The sequence below is a fragment of the Stenotrophomonas sp. YJH_SMC_80 genome (assembly GCF_059372495.1).
Map to the genome: position 1 here is coordinate 179,781 of NZ_JCAFVP010000007.1, position 14,582 is coordinate 194,362.

The 14,582-nt window shown below is 67.3% G+C and carries 14 protein-coding genes; 7 read left to right on the forward strand and 7 right to left on the reverse strand.

Translation table 11 applies throughout. The features are described 5' to 3' along the window. Window positions 1-27 precede the first annotated feature (27 nt). The 5 genes from AC5P99_RS13630 (at window position 28) to AC5P99_RS13650 (ending at window position 5,431) form a co-directional block, all read left to right on the forward strand. Window positions 28-1,122, forward strand: coding sequence for a branched-chain amino acid aminotransferase (locus AC5P99_RS13630; protein WP_005412326.1), 1,095 nt, complete (start codon window positions 28-30; stop codon window positions 1,120-1,122). Between the two features lie 175 nt (window positions 1,123-1,297). Beyond that, complete coding sequence (locus AC5P99_RS13635) at window positions 1,298-1,954, forward strand: hypothetical protein (protein ID WP_049450157.1); 657 nt, start codon at window positions 1,298-1,300, stop codon at window positions 1,952-1,954. After that, entirely contained in the window at window positions 1,951-2,286 is a 336-nt protein-coding gene (locus AC5P99_RS13640) for a transcriptional regulator (RefSeq protein ID WP_024957746.1), read from the forward strand. Before AC5P99_RS13635 ends, AC5P99_RS13640 begins: the two co-directional genes overlap by 4 nt. Window position 2,287: 1 nt before the next feature. Continuing rightward, window positions 2,288-3,310, forward strand: a complete 1,023-nt coding sequence (locus AC5P99_RS13645) for a M23 family metallopeptidase (RefSeq protein WP_495213242.1) — start codon at window positions 2,288-2,290, stop codon at window positions 3,308-3,310. Window positions 3,311-3,688: 378 nt separating this feature from the next. Further along, complete coding sequence (locus AC5P99_RS13650; RefSeq protein ID WP_108270699.1) at window positions 3,689-5,431, forward strand: S8 family peptidase; 1,743 nt, start codon at window positions 3,689-3,691, stop codon at window positions 5,429-5,431. 120 nt (window positions 5,432-5,551) lie between these two features. Here the strand turns inward: AC5P99_RS13650 and AC5P99_RS13655 are convergent, their stop codons facing one another. The 3 genes from AC5P99_RS13655 to wrbA form a co-directional block, all read right to left on the reverse strand. After that, window positions 5,552-6,037: an asparaginase domain-containing protein gene (locus tag AC5P99_RS13655; RefSeq protein WP_010481766.1), complete on the reverse strand. Its 486-nt coding sequence runs from the start codon at window positions 6,035-6,037 to the stop codon at window positions 5,552-5,554. 79 nt (window positions 6,038-6,116) lie between these two features. Next, window positions 6,117-6,452, reverse strand: coding sequence for a DUF2069 domain-containing protein (locus tag AC5P99_RS13660; RefSeq protein WP_005408180.1), 336 nt, complete (start codon window positions 6,450-6,452; stop codon window positions 6,117-6,119). Next, a complete protein-coding gene (gene wrbA / locus AC5P99_RS13665) occupies window positions 6,449-7,042 on the reverse strand; it encodes an NAD(P)H:quinone oxidoreductase (RefSeq protein WP_005408181.1) in 594 nt (197 codons plus the stop codon). Before wrbA ends, AC5P99_RS13660 begins: the two co-directional genes overlap by 4 nt. A gap of 77 nt (window positions 7,043-7,119) precedes the next feature. On the opposite strand from wrbA, the gene AC5P99_RS13670 reads away from it, so the two are divergent. Together AC5P99_RS13670 and AC5P99_RS13675 are read left to right on the forward strand one after the other, a co-directional pair. Next, window positions 7,120-8,394: a YihY family inner membrane protein gene (locus tag AC5P99_RS13670; protein WP_005408182.1), complete on the forward strand. Its 1,275-nt coding sequence runs from the start codon at window positions 7,120-7,122 to the stop codon at window positions 8,392-8,394. After that, window positions 8,391-8,960, forward strand: a complete 570-nt coding sequence (locus tag AC5P99_RS13675) for a TlpA family protein disulfide reductase (RefSeq protein ID WP_005408183.1) — start codon at window positions 8,391-8,393, stop codon at window positions 8,958-8,960. The genes AC5P99_RS13670 and AC5P99_RS13675 overlap by 4 nt, the downstream gene beginning before the upstream one ends. A 527-nt stretch (window positions 8,961-9,487) precedes the next feature. Here AC5P99_RS13675 and ppk2 read toward each other — a convergent pair. The 4 genes from ppk2 to hemA form a co-directional block, all read right to left on the reverse strand. Then, window positions 9,488-10,270: a polyphosphate kinase 2 gene (gene ppk2 / locus AC5P99_RS13680; protein ID WP_005408184.1), complete on the reverse strand. Its 783-nt coding sequence runs from the start codon at window positions 10,268-10,270 to the stop codon at window positions 9,488-9,490. 203 nt (window positions 10,271-10,473) lie between these two features. Then, window positions 10,474-12,186: an O-linked N-acetylglucosamine transferase, SPINDLY family protein gene (locus AC5P99_RS13685; protein ID WP_495213243.1), complete on the reverse strand. Its 1,713-nt coding sequence runs from the start codon at window positions 12,184-12,186 to the stop codon at window positions 10,474-10,476. 5 nt (window positions 12,187-12,191) lie between these two features. Further along, a complete protein-coding gene (gene prfA / locus AC5P99_RS13690; protein ID WP_005412330.1) occupies window positions 12,192-13,274 on the reverse strand; it encodes a peptide chain release factor 1 in 1,083 nt (360 codons plus the stop codon). Continuing rightward, the gene (gene hemA, locus AC5P99_RS13695; protein ID WP_005408187.1) at window positions 13,252-14,535 is read right to left on the reverse strand and encodes a glutamyl-tRNA reductase; all 1,284 of its coding nucleotides are present in this window, start codon (window positions 14,533-14,535) and stop codon (window positions 13,252-13,254) included. Before hemA ends, prfA begins: the two co-directional genes overlap by 23 nt. Window positions 14,536-14,582: the final 47 nt, after the last annotated feature.

Here is a 14,582-nt window from a genome sequence, read left to right on the forward strand (position 1 = left end):
ACCCGCAACCAGAACAGGAATCCTCCGGTGTCCCAGTCCATCCCCAGCTTCGCCGTTACCCGTTCGGACCACCCTCGCAGCGCTGAAGAGCGCGCCAAGATCCTGGAGAAGCCGGGCTTCGGCCTGCACTTCACCGATCACATGGTGGAAGTGCGCTGGGACAAGGATGCCGGCTGGCACAACGCCAACGTGCGTGCCTACGGCCCGTTGCAGCTGGATCCGGCCGCGGCCGTGCTGCACTACGGCCAGGAAATCTTCGAAGGCATCAAGGCCTACCGCCATGCCGATGGCTCGATCTGGACTTTCCGTCCGGATGCCAACGGCCGTCGCCTGCAGCGTTCGGCGCAGCGCCTGGCGCTGCCGGAACTGCCGGTGGAGATCTTCGTCGAATCGCTGAAGCAGCTGATCGCCGTCGACAGTGACTGGGTGCCGTCGGCCGATGAGTCCAGCCTGTACTTCCGTCCGTTCATGATCGGCGACGAAGCCTTCCTCGGCGTGCGCGGCGCGCACAAGGCCGGCTACTACGTCATCGCCAGCCCGGCCGGCCCGTACTTCGCCAAGGGCGTTGCCCCGGTGTCGATCTGGCTGTCCACCGAATACGCGCGTGCGGCCAAGGGCGGCACCGGTGCCGCCAAGTGCGGTGGCAACTATGCTGCCTCGCTGCTGCCGCAGCAGAAGGCGCAGGCACAGGGCTGCTCGCAGGTGCTGTTCCTCGACCCGGTCGAAGGCAAGTACCTGGAAGAACTGGGTGGCATGAACGTGTTCCTGGTCTACAAGGACGGCACCCTGGTGACCCCGGAACTGTCGGGCAGCATCCTCGAAGGCATCACCCGCGAGAGCATCCTGCAGCTGGCCCGAGACCGTGGCATGAAGGTCGAAGAGCGCAAGGTCAGCATCGACGAGTGGAAGGACGGCGTGGCCTCCGGCGCGATCAGCGAAGTGTTCGCCTGCGGCACCGCGGCGGTGGTTACCCCGATCGGCCAGCTGAAGGGCGAGGGCTTCTCGGTGGGCGACATCAACGCGCCGGCCGGCGAAGTGACCATGTCGCTGCGCAAGGAACTGACCGACATCCAGTACGGCCGCCTGCCGGACCGCCACAACTGGCTGGTCAAGCTGGGCTGACCGCCCACGCTGAACTGTAGCGTCGAGCCACGCTCGACTGCGCTTCCGGAAAGCCCGTCCCCCGTGACGGGCTTTCTGCGTTGTGGGGCCGGACGCCAGACCGCAGTAGGCGATTGCTTGACGCAAATAGGTTTGCAATGCAAACTAAATTCAAGCGACCCCGATGGAGCGTGTCATGCAGCAGCCGTCCGTCATTGATCCTTCCTCGCGCCTGCAGGCGCTGACCCGTGAATACTCGCGGTACTCGCGAAGTGCCGGGGGCCTGTCGGCGATGGCTGGCGGCATCGCCTGCCTGGCCTCGTTCCTTGCCGGCGCCCTGTTGCCGACCACCCTGGCGCTGCGCATCGTGCTGATTGCCGTGCCGGTGCTGTGGATCGTCGGCAAGCAATGGCTGGCACGCCGTTATTACCAGCGGCTGGGCCAGGTCGAGGAGCAGGTCACGCCGGTCGAACGCAATTTCCAGCGCTTTTTCATCGCCTTCACGGCGCTGGTAAGCGTGCTGGTGATCGGCAGCGTGCTGGCCCGGCTGGCGCCGATCGGCCAACTTCCCTGGGACCTGCGCGCCATTGGCTACCTGGCCGTGGTGGCGCTGCTGCCCTGGGTGGTGTGGCGCTGGCTGCGTACGCCGCTGGAGTTCATCGTAGGTGTGTTCCTGTTGTGCCAGGCCGCGCTGGCCTTCACCGGGCAGGCGTATGGCTTCGGCCTGAGCACGGCCGTGTTTCCGCTGGCATCCGTCGCACTGATCGTGGTCGGCTGGCGTGACCACCAGCGCTTCCAGCGGCTGCAGGTGGAGATGCGCGCGTTCATGGCGGCGCGGACGAACCTCGAATGACCCAGCTGCCTGATTCCAGAGCGTTGCTTCAGCTCGACCGCTTGATCCACGAGCCGGCACGCCTGCTGATCCTGTCGATCCTGGCAGGTGCTGAATCCGCCGAGTTCGGATTTGTCGAGCATCTCAGCGGGTTGAGCAAGGGCAATCTCTCCAGCCATCTGAGCAAGCTTGAAGCGGCAGGGTTGGTCGCCATCAATAAGTCGTTCCGTGGCAAGCGCCCACTGACCACCCTGCAGTTGACGCCGATGGGCCGTACTGCCCTGGCCGAGTACCGCACGCAGCTGGCAGCGATCGTTGCCGGCATTCCCGATCCGGATCGAAAGGACGCCTGACATGACATTGCTTCCGCGCCTGTTTGCAGTTCTGGTTGTTTCCTTCTCTGCCCTCACCGGCGTGGCCGCGGCCGCAGATCCGCGCCAACAGGGAGCCACGCTGACCACGCAGTTCTACGAAGCGCACGTCGACGCCCTGTGGGAACGGATGACGCCGCAGATGCAGGCGGGGCTGAAGTCCCCGCAGAACCTGGTGGCGCTGCGCGAGCAGGTGCTCGCTGGCTGGGGCGCAGAAACCGAGCTGGTCAGTGAGAAGGTCGAGAAGGTTGATGGATTCGACACCTATCTGCGGCAGGCGCGCTTCGCCAGGAGCCCGGCCATCATCCAGGTGCTGTGGGCCATCGATGCCGACGGGCGGATCGGCGGCTTCTACATCCGCCCGCTACAGACCACGCCGCCGCAGGCTGCGGCGAGCGGGTTCCTCGACTACCAGACCCGCACACGGCTGCAACTGCCGTTCGACGATGAATACTTCGTGTTCTGGGGCGGGCGTACTGTCGAACAGAACTACCATGCGGCCCATGCCGGCCAGCGCTTCGCGCTGGATCTGCTGGTGGTACGCGATGGCCGCTCGCACCGTGGCGATGGGCTGCGCAACGATGACTACTACTGCTTCGGCCGCCCGATCCTCGCGCCGGCCGACGGCACGGTGGTGGACGTGGTCGAAGGGATCGCCGACAACGTGCCGGGGCAGATGAATGCTGCTCAGCTCACCGGCAATCGCGTCATCCTCGATCACGGCAATGAGGAGTACTCGGTGCTGGCGCACTTGCGCCAGGGCAGTGTGCGGGTCGCCCAGGGACAGGTTGTCCGCAGCGGCGCGCACCTCGGTGACTGTGGCAACAGCGGAAACTCCTCCGAACCGCACCTGCACTACCAGCTGCAGGACGGGCCCGTGTTCGGTGTCGGCGAAGCGTTGCCGGCACAGTTCTCCGGCTACGTGGCCGATGGCCAGCCGGTTGCACGCGGCGAGCCGGTCAAAGGGCAGCGCATCCGGCCAGCGAGCGTTCCGCAGGCAAAGTAGTCAGTGCGTCCGACGCGACGGGCAGGCGCACTGCGGGCACGCTGCGCGGTCGTTGGGGTCAGCAGCGAACGCCGATGTCGGCATAGTCATTCCAGGACACGTGACGGCCCAGTCAGGTCTGTGCAGGACACGAGAAAGTTCCTTCACCTTCACAAACCCTCGACCCGAAAAGTCTCAGAACGAACATTTCATCTTGCTGAAAAGACGCTGAAAATCTTGTGGTGTCCGGTTTCGGCCATTAGCGTCATGTGCACGGCGGATCGTTAGGGGGATCCGCTGACTCACCGGACTTCGAACCTCGCCAATGCAAGCCAGCCCCGGGTTCGGGCCGGTGCTTCTGCCGATTCCGGCATTCACACCACAAGAAAGGGAAATACGATGTCCCAGGTAACGCAACCGCGTGTGCGTCGAGTGTGGGTGGTCCTTGGTGCGTCCGTTCTGTCATCGCTGCTGCTGGCCACGCCTGCGCTGGCCGGTGATGTCCAGCTCAGCGGCCTGCAGTCCGCGCCGACGCACCAGCGCTTCATCGTCAAGTACCGCGACGGCAGCGCCGCCGTGGCCAACACTACTGCGCTGGCTTCGTCGCTGAAGACGGCCGCCGCCGGCCTGGCCAGCAGCCAGGGCCGCGCGCTGGGCCTGCAGCAGGTCCGCAAGCTGGCCGTCGGCCCGACCCTGGTCAAGACCGACCGTCCGCTCGACCAGGCCGAATCCGAACTGCTGATGCGCAAGCTGGCCGCCGACCCGAACGTGGAATACGTCGAAGTCGACCAGATCATGCGCGCGACGCTGACCCCGAACGACACCCGCTTCAGCGAGCAATGGGGCTTCGGCACCTCCAATGCCGGCATCAACATCCGGCCGGCCTGGGACAAGGCCACCGGCACCGGCGTGGTGGTGGCCGTGATCGATACCGGCATCACCAACCATGCCGATCTCAACGCCAACATCCTGCCGGGCTATGACTTCATCAGCGACGCCGCGATGGCGCGTGATGGCGGCGGCCGCGACAACAATCCGAACGACGAAGGCGACTGGTACGGCGCCAACGAGTGTGGCTCGGGCATCCCGGCCTCCAACTCCAGCTGGCACGGCACCCACGTTGCCGGCACCGTGGCGGCGGTGACCAACAACAGTACCGGTGTGGCAGGTACCGCGTTCAATGCCAAGGTCGTGCCGGTGCGCGTGCTCGGCAAGTGCGGCGGCTACACCTCCGACATCGCCGATGCGATCGTGTGGGCGTCCGGTGGCACCGTCAGCGGCGTACCGGCCAACGCCAATCCGGCCGAAGTCATCAACCTCTCGCTGGGCGGCGGTGGCAGCTGCTCGACCACCTACCAGAACGCGATCAACGGCGCGGTCGGCCGTGGCACCACCGTGGTGGTCGCCGCCGGCAACAGCAACACCAACGTGTCCTCGTCGGTGCCGGCCAACTGCCCGAACGTGATCGCGGTGGCGGCGACCACCTCAGCCGGTGCACGTGCCAGCTTCTCCAACTACGGTACCGGCATCGACATTTCGGCACCGGGCCAGAGCATCCTGTCCACCCTCAACACCGGCACCACCACGCCGGGCAGCGCGACCTACGCGTCGTACAACGGCACCTCGATGGCAGCGCCGCACGTGGCCGGCGTGGTCGCGCTGATGCAGTCGGTCGCTCCGAGCCCGCTGAGCCCGGCGCAGGTCGAGAGCATCATCAAGAGCACGGCACGCCCGCTGCCGGGCGCCTGCTCGGGTGGTTGCGGCGCCGGCATCATCGACGCCAATGCCGCCGTGGCCGCGGCGATCAACGGTGGCGGCAACCCGAACCCGGGTGGCAACGTGCTGCAGAACAACGTGCCGGTGACCGGCCTGGGCGCTGCGACCGGTGCCGAGCTGAACTACACCGTGGCTGTTCCGGCCGGCAGCACCCAGCTGCGCGTCGCGATCAGTGGCGGCAGCGGTGATGCCGACCTGTATGTGCGCCAGGGCAGTGCCCCGACCGATACCACCTACACCTGCCGTCCGTACCTGAGCGGCAACAGCGAGACCTGCACCATCAACAGTCCTGCCGCCGGCACCTGGTATGTGCGGGTGAAGGCCTACAGCACCTTCTCGGGCCTGGCCCTCAACGCCCAGTACTGAGCCCAAGCCCCTCTCCATGGGCACGCCCCGGCTCAGGCCGGGGCGTTTTTCTTTGGGTAGGCACCGGCCTTGCAAGGGCAGCGCTTTGGTGCGTGCCGACCTTGGTCGGCACGCTGTTCCTCAGACCGACTCGAAGCGGTTGGCGGCCACGTTCTTGCGCACGTGCTGCGGATCGAAGATACGACCGTTCATGGCGATGTATACGCCGCTCGGCAGCGACTGCACCGCACCGATCGCGCAGCCGATGTTGAACTCCGCATCCGACCCACGGAACCGCGCCGGGCTGAGCGCGCCGGTCATCACGATGGTCTTGTCCGGGATCGTCGCCAGCACCTTGCCGGTCTGCACCATCGAGTCGGTGCCGTGGGTCACCAGCACGTGGCGGGTCGGCTGCGCGGCGATGGTGGCGCGGATCAGTTCGCGGTCTTCATCGTTGATGTGCAGCGAATCCTTGCGCAGGATCGGAATCACGTTGAAGCGGAACGTCACGCCCAGCTCGCGCAGGATCATGCCGATCTGGGGGTCGCCGATCTGGTAGTCCGACTTGTCGTCGAAGTAGATCTTGTCGATCGTGCCACCGGTGGTGACGACCAGGAGCTCTTCCATCATGTGCATGCGCGAAACCAGGACAGGTACAGCGGCGCGGGGCCAGGGACACAGATGATACGGCCCGGCGGGCGCAGCGTCAGCGTCGCTTGCCGAAGCGGGCGCGCAGCCCCGGCAGGCTGGCGCTGAAGATCACCAGCAGGGCCAGGGCGATTTCGATCAGCGCCAGCCAGCGTGTTTCCGGGTGGCTCCAGGCGCTCATCACGCCGTGGCTGAACCAGCCCAGCGCCAGCACCGAGGCCCAGAACCCGGCCTTGCGCCAGCCCAGGCGCAGCGCAAAGGCCAGCGCCAGCGGCGGCGCGGTGAACACCAGCTGGGTGGCCAGCCAGTGCTTGTCATTGATGAACCAGCCTGCGAACAGCGCGGCCAGCCCCATCAGGGCCAGCAGCAGGACCGTGCGCGGCGGGCGGCTCATCGGGCCAACCGCTGCGCGATGTCGGCCACCCGGCGGCCCAGCGCGCGGGCCAGCACGGCCTCGTCGTCGGTCGGCTGCGGGTCATCGGCGGCACCGGCCACGTGGCTGGCGCCATAGGGCGTGCCGCCACTGGTGGTGTGGCTCAACGCCGGTTCGGTGAACGGGATGCCGACGATCACGCAGCCGTGGTGCAGCAGCGGCACCTGCATCGACAGCAGGGTCGATTCCTGGCCGCCGTGCATCGAGGCGGTGGAGGTGAACACGCCGGCCGGCTTGCCGGACAGGGTGCCATTGACCCATTCGGCGCCCAGTCCATCCAGGAAGTGCTTGACCGGCGCGGCCATGTTGCCGAAGCGGGTGGGGCTGCCGAGCAGCAGGCCCTGGCATTCCACCAGGTCCTGCACGCTCACGTAGGGGGCGCCGTCGTCGGGTACCGGCGGCTGCGCGGTCTGGGTCACGGCGGCCACTGGCGGCACCGTGCGCAGGCGCGCGCTCATGCCCGGCACTTCGCCGATGCCCCGCGCGATCTGGCGCGCCAGCCGTGCCACCGAACCGCCCCGGCTGTAGTACAGCACCAGAATCTCGCCCATCGTGCCCGCTTCTCCTCGTCGTGTGGTCGCCAGTATGGCTATCCTGCCAGCATTCCGCATCGGGTACCCTTCCACCGATGGAACCTTTGGATACGCTCAACCTGTGGATGGAGCGCGCGCGGGATCGCGCACGGGCCATCAGTTTCGGCCGCTTCCTGTGGCATCGCTTCCTCGACGACCGCCTGTTCCAGGCAGCGGCGGCGCTGGCCTACACCACGGTGTTCGCGCTGGTACCGCTGGCGATCGTGGTGTTCGGCGTGCTGTCGGCCTTCCCCGTCTTCGACCGCTGGAGCGACCAGCTCAGCGATTACGTCTTCTCCAACTTCGTTCCCAACGCCGCGCGCGCGGCCGAGGGCTACCTGCGGCAGTTCTCGGCCAGTGCCGGCCAGCTCACCGCCGCCGGCTTCATCGCGCTGGTGGTGTCGCTGCTGATCACGCTCAACAGTGTTGAAGAAACCTTCAACCAGATCTGGCGGGTCGGCTCGACCCGGCCCAAGCTGACCCGCTTCCTGGTGTACTGGACTGTACTGACGCTGGGCGCGATGCTCGCGGCGGCTTCGCTGGCGGTGTCGGCGCGGGTGTTCGCGATGCCGCTGTTCGGCACCCAGGAGGGCCGCTGGCTGGCCGAACTGGCACTGCGGCTGGCGCCGATCCTGATCGAGTTCGTCTGCATCACGCTGATGTTCCGGGTGGTGCCGCACCACACGGTGAAGTGGCGGCATGCAGTGCCTGGCGCGATCCTGGCCGCGGTGATCCTGGAGCTGGTGAAGTGGGGCATCGGCGCCTACCTGGGCAGCTTCCAGTCCTACCAGAAGCTCTATGGCACGGTGGCCTTCGTGCCGATCCTGCTGCTGTGGATCTACCTGTGCTGGGTGGCGGTGCTGCTGGGCGCATCGTTGTCTTCGTCGATGGCGGCCTTCCGCTACCAGCCGGTGGAACTGCGCCTGCCGCAGGGCTACGAGTTCTATGGCCTGCTGCGCCTGCTCGGCCGCTTCCACCACGCCCGTGCCAAGGGCAAGGGCCTGGCCGACGATGAAATCCTGCGGCTGGAGCCGATGCTGACCGATTCGCTGCTGCAGGACCTGGCCTGCAACCTGCAGGAGATCGGCCTGCTGCGCCGCGATGAACGTGGCGAATGGCTGCTCTCGCGCGACCTGGACCAGGTGAGCCTGGCCGATCTTTACGAATGTACCCAGTTGCGCATTCCGGTAGCCGAGCAGCACCTGCCGTACCGCGACGACAGCCTGGGCCGTGCCGCATTGGCGGCGCTGGATGATCTGCGACTGCCCCTGCGTGAACGCCTGAAGCGCAAGGTCAGCGATATCTATACCGACTCTGGAGACATGCCATGACCCGCAAGACCCCGTTGCTGCTCCCGCTGGCCCTGCTGCTGGCGCTGTCGGCCTGCAAGCCGGCCCAGGAGCCGACGCCGGCCAGCAGCCAACCGCCGGCGCAGGCACCGACGCCGACCGCACCGGCACCGGTCGAGGAAACCCCGGCCGAGCGCACCACCGCCGAGTTCCCGACGCTGAAGATGAAGGCGGTGGATGGCAGCGACTACGACCTGGCCGCGCACCGCGGCAAGTGGGTGGTGGTGAACTTCTGGGCGACCTGGTGTGCCCCGTGCCGCAAGGAGATGCCCGAGCTGTCGGCGCTGCATGCGATGCGCAGCAACATCGAAGTGGTCGGCCTGGCCTACGAGGACATCGAAGTGCCGGAAATGCAGTCGTTCCTGACCAAGCATCCGGTGACCTATCCGATCGTGATCGTGGACCCGTTCGATCCGCCGGCCGATTTCGCCACGCCGCGCGGCCTGCCGCTGACGCACCTGCTGGATCCACAGGGCAAGCTGGCGCACACCTTCCTCGGCCCGGTGACGGCCGCCGACATCGAAAAGCAGATCGCTGCTGCCAAGTAATGGGGTTGGGCGGCAGGGCCTGCGGCCCTGCACCCGCGGTAGTGCCGGCCGCTGGCCGGCAACCCCAGCAACAGCAAAAGCAACAGCAACAGCGGGCTATCCGTGGGATGGCGGGGCGGTGTCGGAGTGCGGGGACGCTGCAAGTACGTCCCTGTAGGCTTGGCAGCCGCATCCATGCGGCTGACACCCCGCACTCCGGTACCGCCCCACCTCTGACAGATTCCTCATGTCTGGTAGATCCACGCCATGCGTGGATGCTCTTCGTTCAATTGTCGAAATAATCGATTTCAATGGAGATTCATCCACGCATGGCGTGGATCTACCTCCGTCACCGGAAATCCGTCGGGGATGGGGCGGTGTGGGTTGGCAGGACCGTTGGCGCCATGGATGGCGCCATCGAGCCCCCATGGATGGGTTTACGGCGTGTCCTGCCAACCCACACCACCCCAGCCAACAAGCAAAACTCCCAGAGCCGGCTGTTGTCGTTGCCTCTGCAGGTGCAGGGCCGCAGGCCCTGCCGACCCACCCTAATCCTCGACCGGGAAGTCCTCGATCGGCTTCAGCACATCGTAGTGCTCGCGATGCAGCTTGCCCTTCAGCTTCGGCAGCTCCGGCAACGGCGCATCCACGCGCGTGTCCGGCAACCGGTCCAGCAGGTTGCGCACCAGCGTCAGCCGGCCCAGCCGCTGGTCGTTGAAATCCACCAGTGTCCACGGTGCCGCCTCGCGATGGGTCGCGCGCAGCATCGCCTCGCGCGCCTCGGTGTAGGCGCTGTACTTGCTGCGGGATTTCAGGTCCACCGGAGAGAGCTTCCAGCCCTTCAGCGGATCGAGATGGCGCTCGGCGAAGCGCTTCTCCTGCTGCTCCTGGTCCACGCACAGCCAGTACTTGAACAGCAGGATGCCGTCGTCCACCAGCAGCTGTTCGAACACCGGCGCCTGGCGCAGGAACTGCTGGTACTCGGTCTCGCTGCAGTAGCCCATCACCCGTTCGACGCCTGCGCGGTTGTACCAGCTGCGGTCCATCAGCACGATCTCGCCAGCGGCGGGCAAGTGCGAGGCGTAGCGCTGGAAGTACCACTGCGTGGCTTCGCGGTCGGTGGGCTTGGGCAGCGCCACCACCCGGCACTGGCGCGGGTTGAGGTGCTGGCTGATGGCCTGGATCGCGCCGCCTTTACCTGCGGTATCACGGCCTTCGAACAGCACCAGCAGGCGCTGTCCGCTGTGCTGCACCCAGCGCGCCATGGCGGTCAGTTCCAGCTGCAGCGGCAGCAGCAGTTCGTCGTAGTCCTTGCGCTTGAGCTTGGCCATCGTCACACCACGCGGGGAGGAAGCCCGAGCGTAGCGCAGGGGCTGCCCAGGCGATGTCGACGCCGGTAGAGTCGACGGTCAGTCGACTATCGCGCGCAGCGCGGGGTTTTCGGCTTCCTGCCGAGGGCAGTCGACCAGCAGTCGACTCTACCCAGTCGACGTCATCCAATCGACATTACCCAGCCGACATTACTCAGCCGACATTACCCAGTCGGTTCGGTTGTTCCCAGCCAGCCGTGTTCGCGCGCCAGCTGCTGCACCAACGCCGACAGATCGCGGGCAAACCCGCCCATGTCGAACAGCCCGCTGCGCTCGCGCGCCTGTGCCAGTTCAGCGCGCAACGCCACCAGTGCTGCAGGGTCGTTGCCCAGCGCGCTGGCGGTGGTGATGAACGCCGCATCGTCGGCGACATTCATCCGTGCCATTCCCAGATGGTGGTTGAGGCTGCCGGCCACGCGCGCGGCGAAGGTGTCACCCGGGCAGGTCAGCACCGGGCAGCCGGCCCATAGTGCGTCGGACGCGGTGGTGTGCGCGTTGTACGGATGGGTGTCGAGGAACAGGTCGGCCAGCGGGTAACGGGCCAGGTACTGCGGATGCGGCAGCTTGGCCATGAACACCAGGCGCGCCGGGTCCAGGCCGGCAGCCTGCGCGGCAGTGCGCAGGCGGGCGTCGGCCTGGCCCGGTCCGGACAGCAGCCACAGTACGCTGCCGGGCACTGCCTGCAGCACTGCGAAGGCACGGCCCATGCTGCGCGGGTTGAGCTTGTAGCTGTTGTTGAAACAGCAGAACACCACGCCCTGCGCGGGCAGGCCGCAGTCCGCACGGGTCGGCGCAGGCTCCAGCACGCGCGTACTGTCTGACGGCTGGAAGGCTCGTGGCAGGCGCAGCACGCGTTCGCTGTAGCACGGCTCCAGTGCCGGCGGCAGGGCGAAGGCATCGCCGACCACCGCGTCCATCCACGGCGCCCCCGACGTGCCCGGATAGGCCAGCCAGTTCAATTGCAGCGGGGCAGGGCGCATCGCCAACACTTCCGGCGTGCCGCCACCGCCCCAGCCGCGCAGGTCGAACAGCAGGTCGATGCCCTGTGCGCGGATGCGTGCGGCGGTATCGGTGTGTCGCAGGCCAGCCACATCATGCAGCTGCGCCGCTGCCTGCAGGCGCTGGCGAATGCGGCTGCCGTCGTCGCGGCTCAGCGCGAACAGATGCAGTTGCAGTGCGGGGTCGCGACGCAGCTGCTCGAACAGCGCCACGGTCAGCAATCCGGTCGGATGTGCGCCGAACCCATTGGAGAGGAAGCCGACGCGCAGCGGGCCGTGCGGGCGCACCGTTGCCGGCGGCAATGGCCGCACCGAGGCAGCCACGGCCAGCGCACGGGTGTGCGCGCAGGCCAACTGTTCGGCAGCGCTGGCGTCCTCGCTGAGGAAGGCGAACGGCTCGACCACGCCCTGGCCGCTGGCAACGGCGGCGCGCACCTGTGCCGCCAGCGTGTCCAGGTCCTGCCAATCGCACAGGCGACGCTGCCAGGCCAGGCGCTGGGCGGCGATGTACGGCTCGGCCGGCATCAGCCCATGCGCGCGTCGATAGGCCGCCGACGCGCCTTCGGCATCATCGGCATCTTCCAGTGCATGGCCCAGCCACAGCGCAATGCCGGGATGCTGCGGTGCCAATGCCGAGGCCTGGCCGAGCAGCTTGGCCGCATCGCCATGTGCACCGGCCATCCACGCCACGCGGCCCAGCCGTGCCAGCGCTTCGGGGTGATTCGGGCGCAGCTGCAGCGCACGTCGCGCGGCCTGTTCGCCGGCAGCGATGTCACCGGCTTCCAGTTCCACGTCGGCCAGCATCACCCAGGCGACGAAGTCGTCGGGCTGGCGGGCGATCGCTTGCTGCAGTTGCTGTCGCTGCTGCCAGGCCGACATCGTGCTCAGCCTGCCGACAGCTGGGCCAGGGCGTCGACCTGGTGTTCGTGGCTGAGCCGCTGCAGCAGCGGATCGAGGTCGCCGGCCAGGATGTTGGGCAGGTCGTACAGGGTCAGGCCCTCCACGCGGTGATCGGTGATGCGCCCCTGCGGGAAGTTGTAGGTGCGGATGCGCTGGCTGCGATCACCACTGCCGACCTGCAGGCGCCTCGACTCAGCCTGCGCCGCGTCCTGGCGTTGGCGCTCGGCGTCGAGCAGCTGCGCTTTCAGGCGCTTCATCGCCTTGTCGCGGTTGGCGTGCTGGCTGCGTTCGGTCTGGCATTCCACCACCACGCCGGTCGGTACGTGGGTGATGCGGATCGCCGACTCGGTCTTGTTGACGTGCTGGCCACCGGCGCCGGAGGAGCGGAACGTATCCACCTTCAGGTCGGCCGGGTTGATGACGATGTCATCGACTTCGTCGGCCTCCGGGATGATCGCCACGGTGGCCGCCGAGGTATGGATGCGGCCCTGCGATTCGGTGGCCGGCACGCGCTGCACACGGTGCGTGCCCGATTCGAACTTCAGGCGCGAGAACGCACCACGGCCGACCACCCGTGCCACCACTTCCTTGTAGCCACCGTGCTCGCCGGGATTGTCCGATTCGATCTCGACCTTCCAGCCCTGGCGCTCGGCATAGCGGGCGTACATGCGGAACAGGTCGCCGGCAAAGATCGCCGCTTCATCGCCGCCGGTACCCGCGCGCACTTCCAGGAACAGGTTGCCTTCGTCGCGCGGGTCGCGCGGTACCAGCAGCAGCGCCAGTTCCTGCTCCAGTTCCAGCAGGCGCGCCTGCGCGGCGGCGATTTCCTCGTCGGCCAGTTCGCGCAGGTCGGGATCGGCGCGCATGCCTTCCGCAGCGGCCAGATCAGCCTTGGCACGGGATTCATCGGCCAGGGCGATGGCGATCGGTTCAAGTTGGGCGAATTCGCGCGAAAGGTCGCGGAAACGGGTGTTGTCGGCGACCACGTCGGGTTCGGCGAGCAGGCGTTCCAGTTCTTCGCGGCGCTCGGCCAGCGCTTCCAGCTTACGGCGCAGGGTCGGCGTCATCGGGTCTCACGGGTGGGTGGCGGTAACCCGGCGTAGCCGGGAACAGGCGCTCGGCGGCGCGGGTCAGGTCGGCATCGCCGCTCAGTGCGGCAGCGCGCAGGGCAGCGGTAGGAGGATGCAGCAATCGATTGGTCAGGCCGTGGGCCAGTAGTTCCAGCACTTCGTCGGCCGGCTTGCCGTTGGCCAGCTGCTGGCGCGCGCGTTCCAGCAGTTCAGTGCGGGTGGCCTCGCCGAACGCACGCAGCTGTCGTAGCGGCGCCTGGTGGGCGCTGGCCTGCTGGGTCTCGATAAAACGCGATACCTGAAGGTCGATGATCGCCTCGGCCTCGGCGGCCGCCTCGCGGCGTCCGCGGCGGTTGTCTTCCACCGCGCGCTCCAGGTCGTCGACGGTGTAGAGGAAGGCGTCGTTGAGCGTGCCGACCTCCGCCTCGATGTCACGCGGCACGGCCAGGTCGAACAGCAGCATCGGCTTGTGCCGGCGCGCGCGCAGGGCCTTGGCCACCATCTCGCGGTGGATCACCGGTTCGCGCGCAGCGGTGGCCGAGAACACCACGTCGGCCTCGCCCAGGTGGCGGTCCAGTTCGGTCAGCGGCAGGGCTACGCCACCATGGCGGCTGGCAAGTTCCTGCGCGTGGGCGAGGGTGCGGTTGGCGATCAGCAGCCGGCGCACCTTGCCTTCGCTCAGGTGCCGTGCAGCCAGTTCGATGGTCTCGCCGGCACCGACCAGCAGCACGGTGGAATCGTCCAGCCGCGCGAACGCGTTCTGCGCCAGGCGCACCGCCGCCGACGCCACCGATACCGGGTTGGCGCCGACCTGGGTATCGGTGCGCGCACGCTTGGCCACCGAGAAGGTCTGCTGGAACAGGCGGTCCAGGCGCTGGCCGAGCAGGCCGTGGTCACGCGCGGTCGACCATGCGTCCTTCACCTGGCCGAGGATCTGCGGTTCGCCCAGCACCATCGAGTCCAGGCCGGTGGCGACCCGGAACAGGTGGCGTACGGCTTCTGCATCGGCATGCTGGTACAGGTAGCCCTGCAGGTCGCCGGCCTGGGCCTGCAGCCACTGGTCCAGTGCCTGTGCCGAATCGGCCACGGCATACAGCTCGGTGCGGTTGCAGGTGGACAGCAGCACCGCCTCGGCGATCTGCGGAGTGTCGCGCAGCGAACCGAGCGCGCGCGGCAACGCCTCACCGGCGAAGGCCGCGCGCTCGCGCAGCTCCACCGGTGCGGTCTGGTGATTCAGTCCGAGCACCCACAGGGTCATTGTTCAGTTGCTTGCGATAAGCTGCTGGCCATTGGACGACATTTTAA

Excerpts from the sequence above, each read along its gene's own strand:
- ppk2 (WP_005408184.1), bottom strand. The coding sequence starts at position 10,270 with ATGGCCAAGCTCAAGCGCAAGGACTACGACGAACTGCTGCTGCCGCTG.
- AC5P99_RS13645 (WP_495213242.1), top strand. The coding sequence starts at position 2,288 with ATGACATTGCTTCCGCGCCTGTTTGCAGTTCTGGTTGTTTCCTTCTCT.
- AC5P99_RS13670 (WP_005408182.1), top strand. The coding sequence starts at position 7,120 with ATGGAACCTTTGGATACGCTCAACCTGTGGATGGAGCGCGCGCGGGAT.
- AC5P99_RS13685 (WP_495213243.1), bottom strand. The coding sequence starts at position 12,186 with ATGTCGGCCTGGCAGCAGCGACAGCAACTGCAGCAAGCGATCGCCCGC.
- AC5P99_RS13635 (WP_049450157.1), top strand. The coding sequence starts at position 1,298 with ATGCAGCAGCCGTCCGTCATTGATCCTTCCTCGCGCCTGCAGGCGCTG.
- hemA (WP_005408187.1), bottom strand. The coding sequence starts at position 14,535 with ATGACCCTGTGGGTGCTCGGACTGAATCACCAGACCGCACCGGTGGAG.
- AC5P99_RS13660 (WP_005408180.1), bottom strand. The coding sequence starts at position 6,452 with ATGAGCCGCCCGCCGCGCACGGTCCTGCTGCTGGCCCTGATGGGGCTG.
- prfA (WP_005412330.1), bottom strand. The coding sequence starts at position 13,274 with ATGACGCCGACCCTGCGCCGTAAGCTGGAAGCGCTGGCCGAGCGCCGC.
- wrbA (WP_005408181.1), bottom strand. The coding sequence starts at position 7,042 with ATGGGCGAGATTCTGGTGCTGTACTACAGCCGGGGCGGTTCGGTGGCA.
- AC5P99_RS13655 (WP_010481766.1), bottom strand. The coding sequence starts at position 6,037 with ATGGAAGAGCTCCTGGTCGTCACCACCGGTGGCACGATCGACAAGATC.
- AC5P99_RS13640 (WP_024957746.1), top strand. The coding sequence starts at position 1,951 with ATGACCCAGCTGCCTGATTCCAGAGCGTTGCTTCAGCTCGACCGCTTG.
- AC5P99_RS13675 (WP_005408183.1), top strand. The coding sequence starts at position 8,391 with ATGACCCGCAAGACCCCGTTGCTGCTCCCGCTGGCCCTGCTGCTGGCG.
- AC5P99_RS13650 (WP_108270699.1), top strand. The coding sequence starts at position 3,689 with ATGTCCCAGGTAACGCAACCGCGTGTGCGTCGAGTGTGGGTGGTCCTT.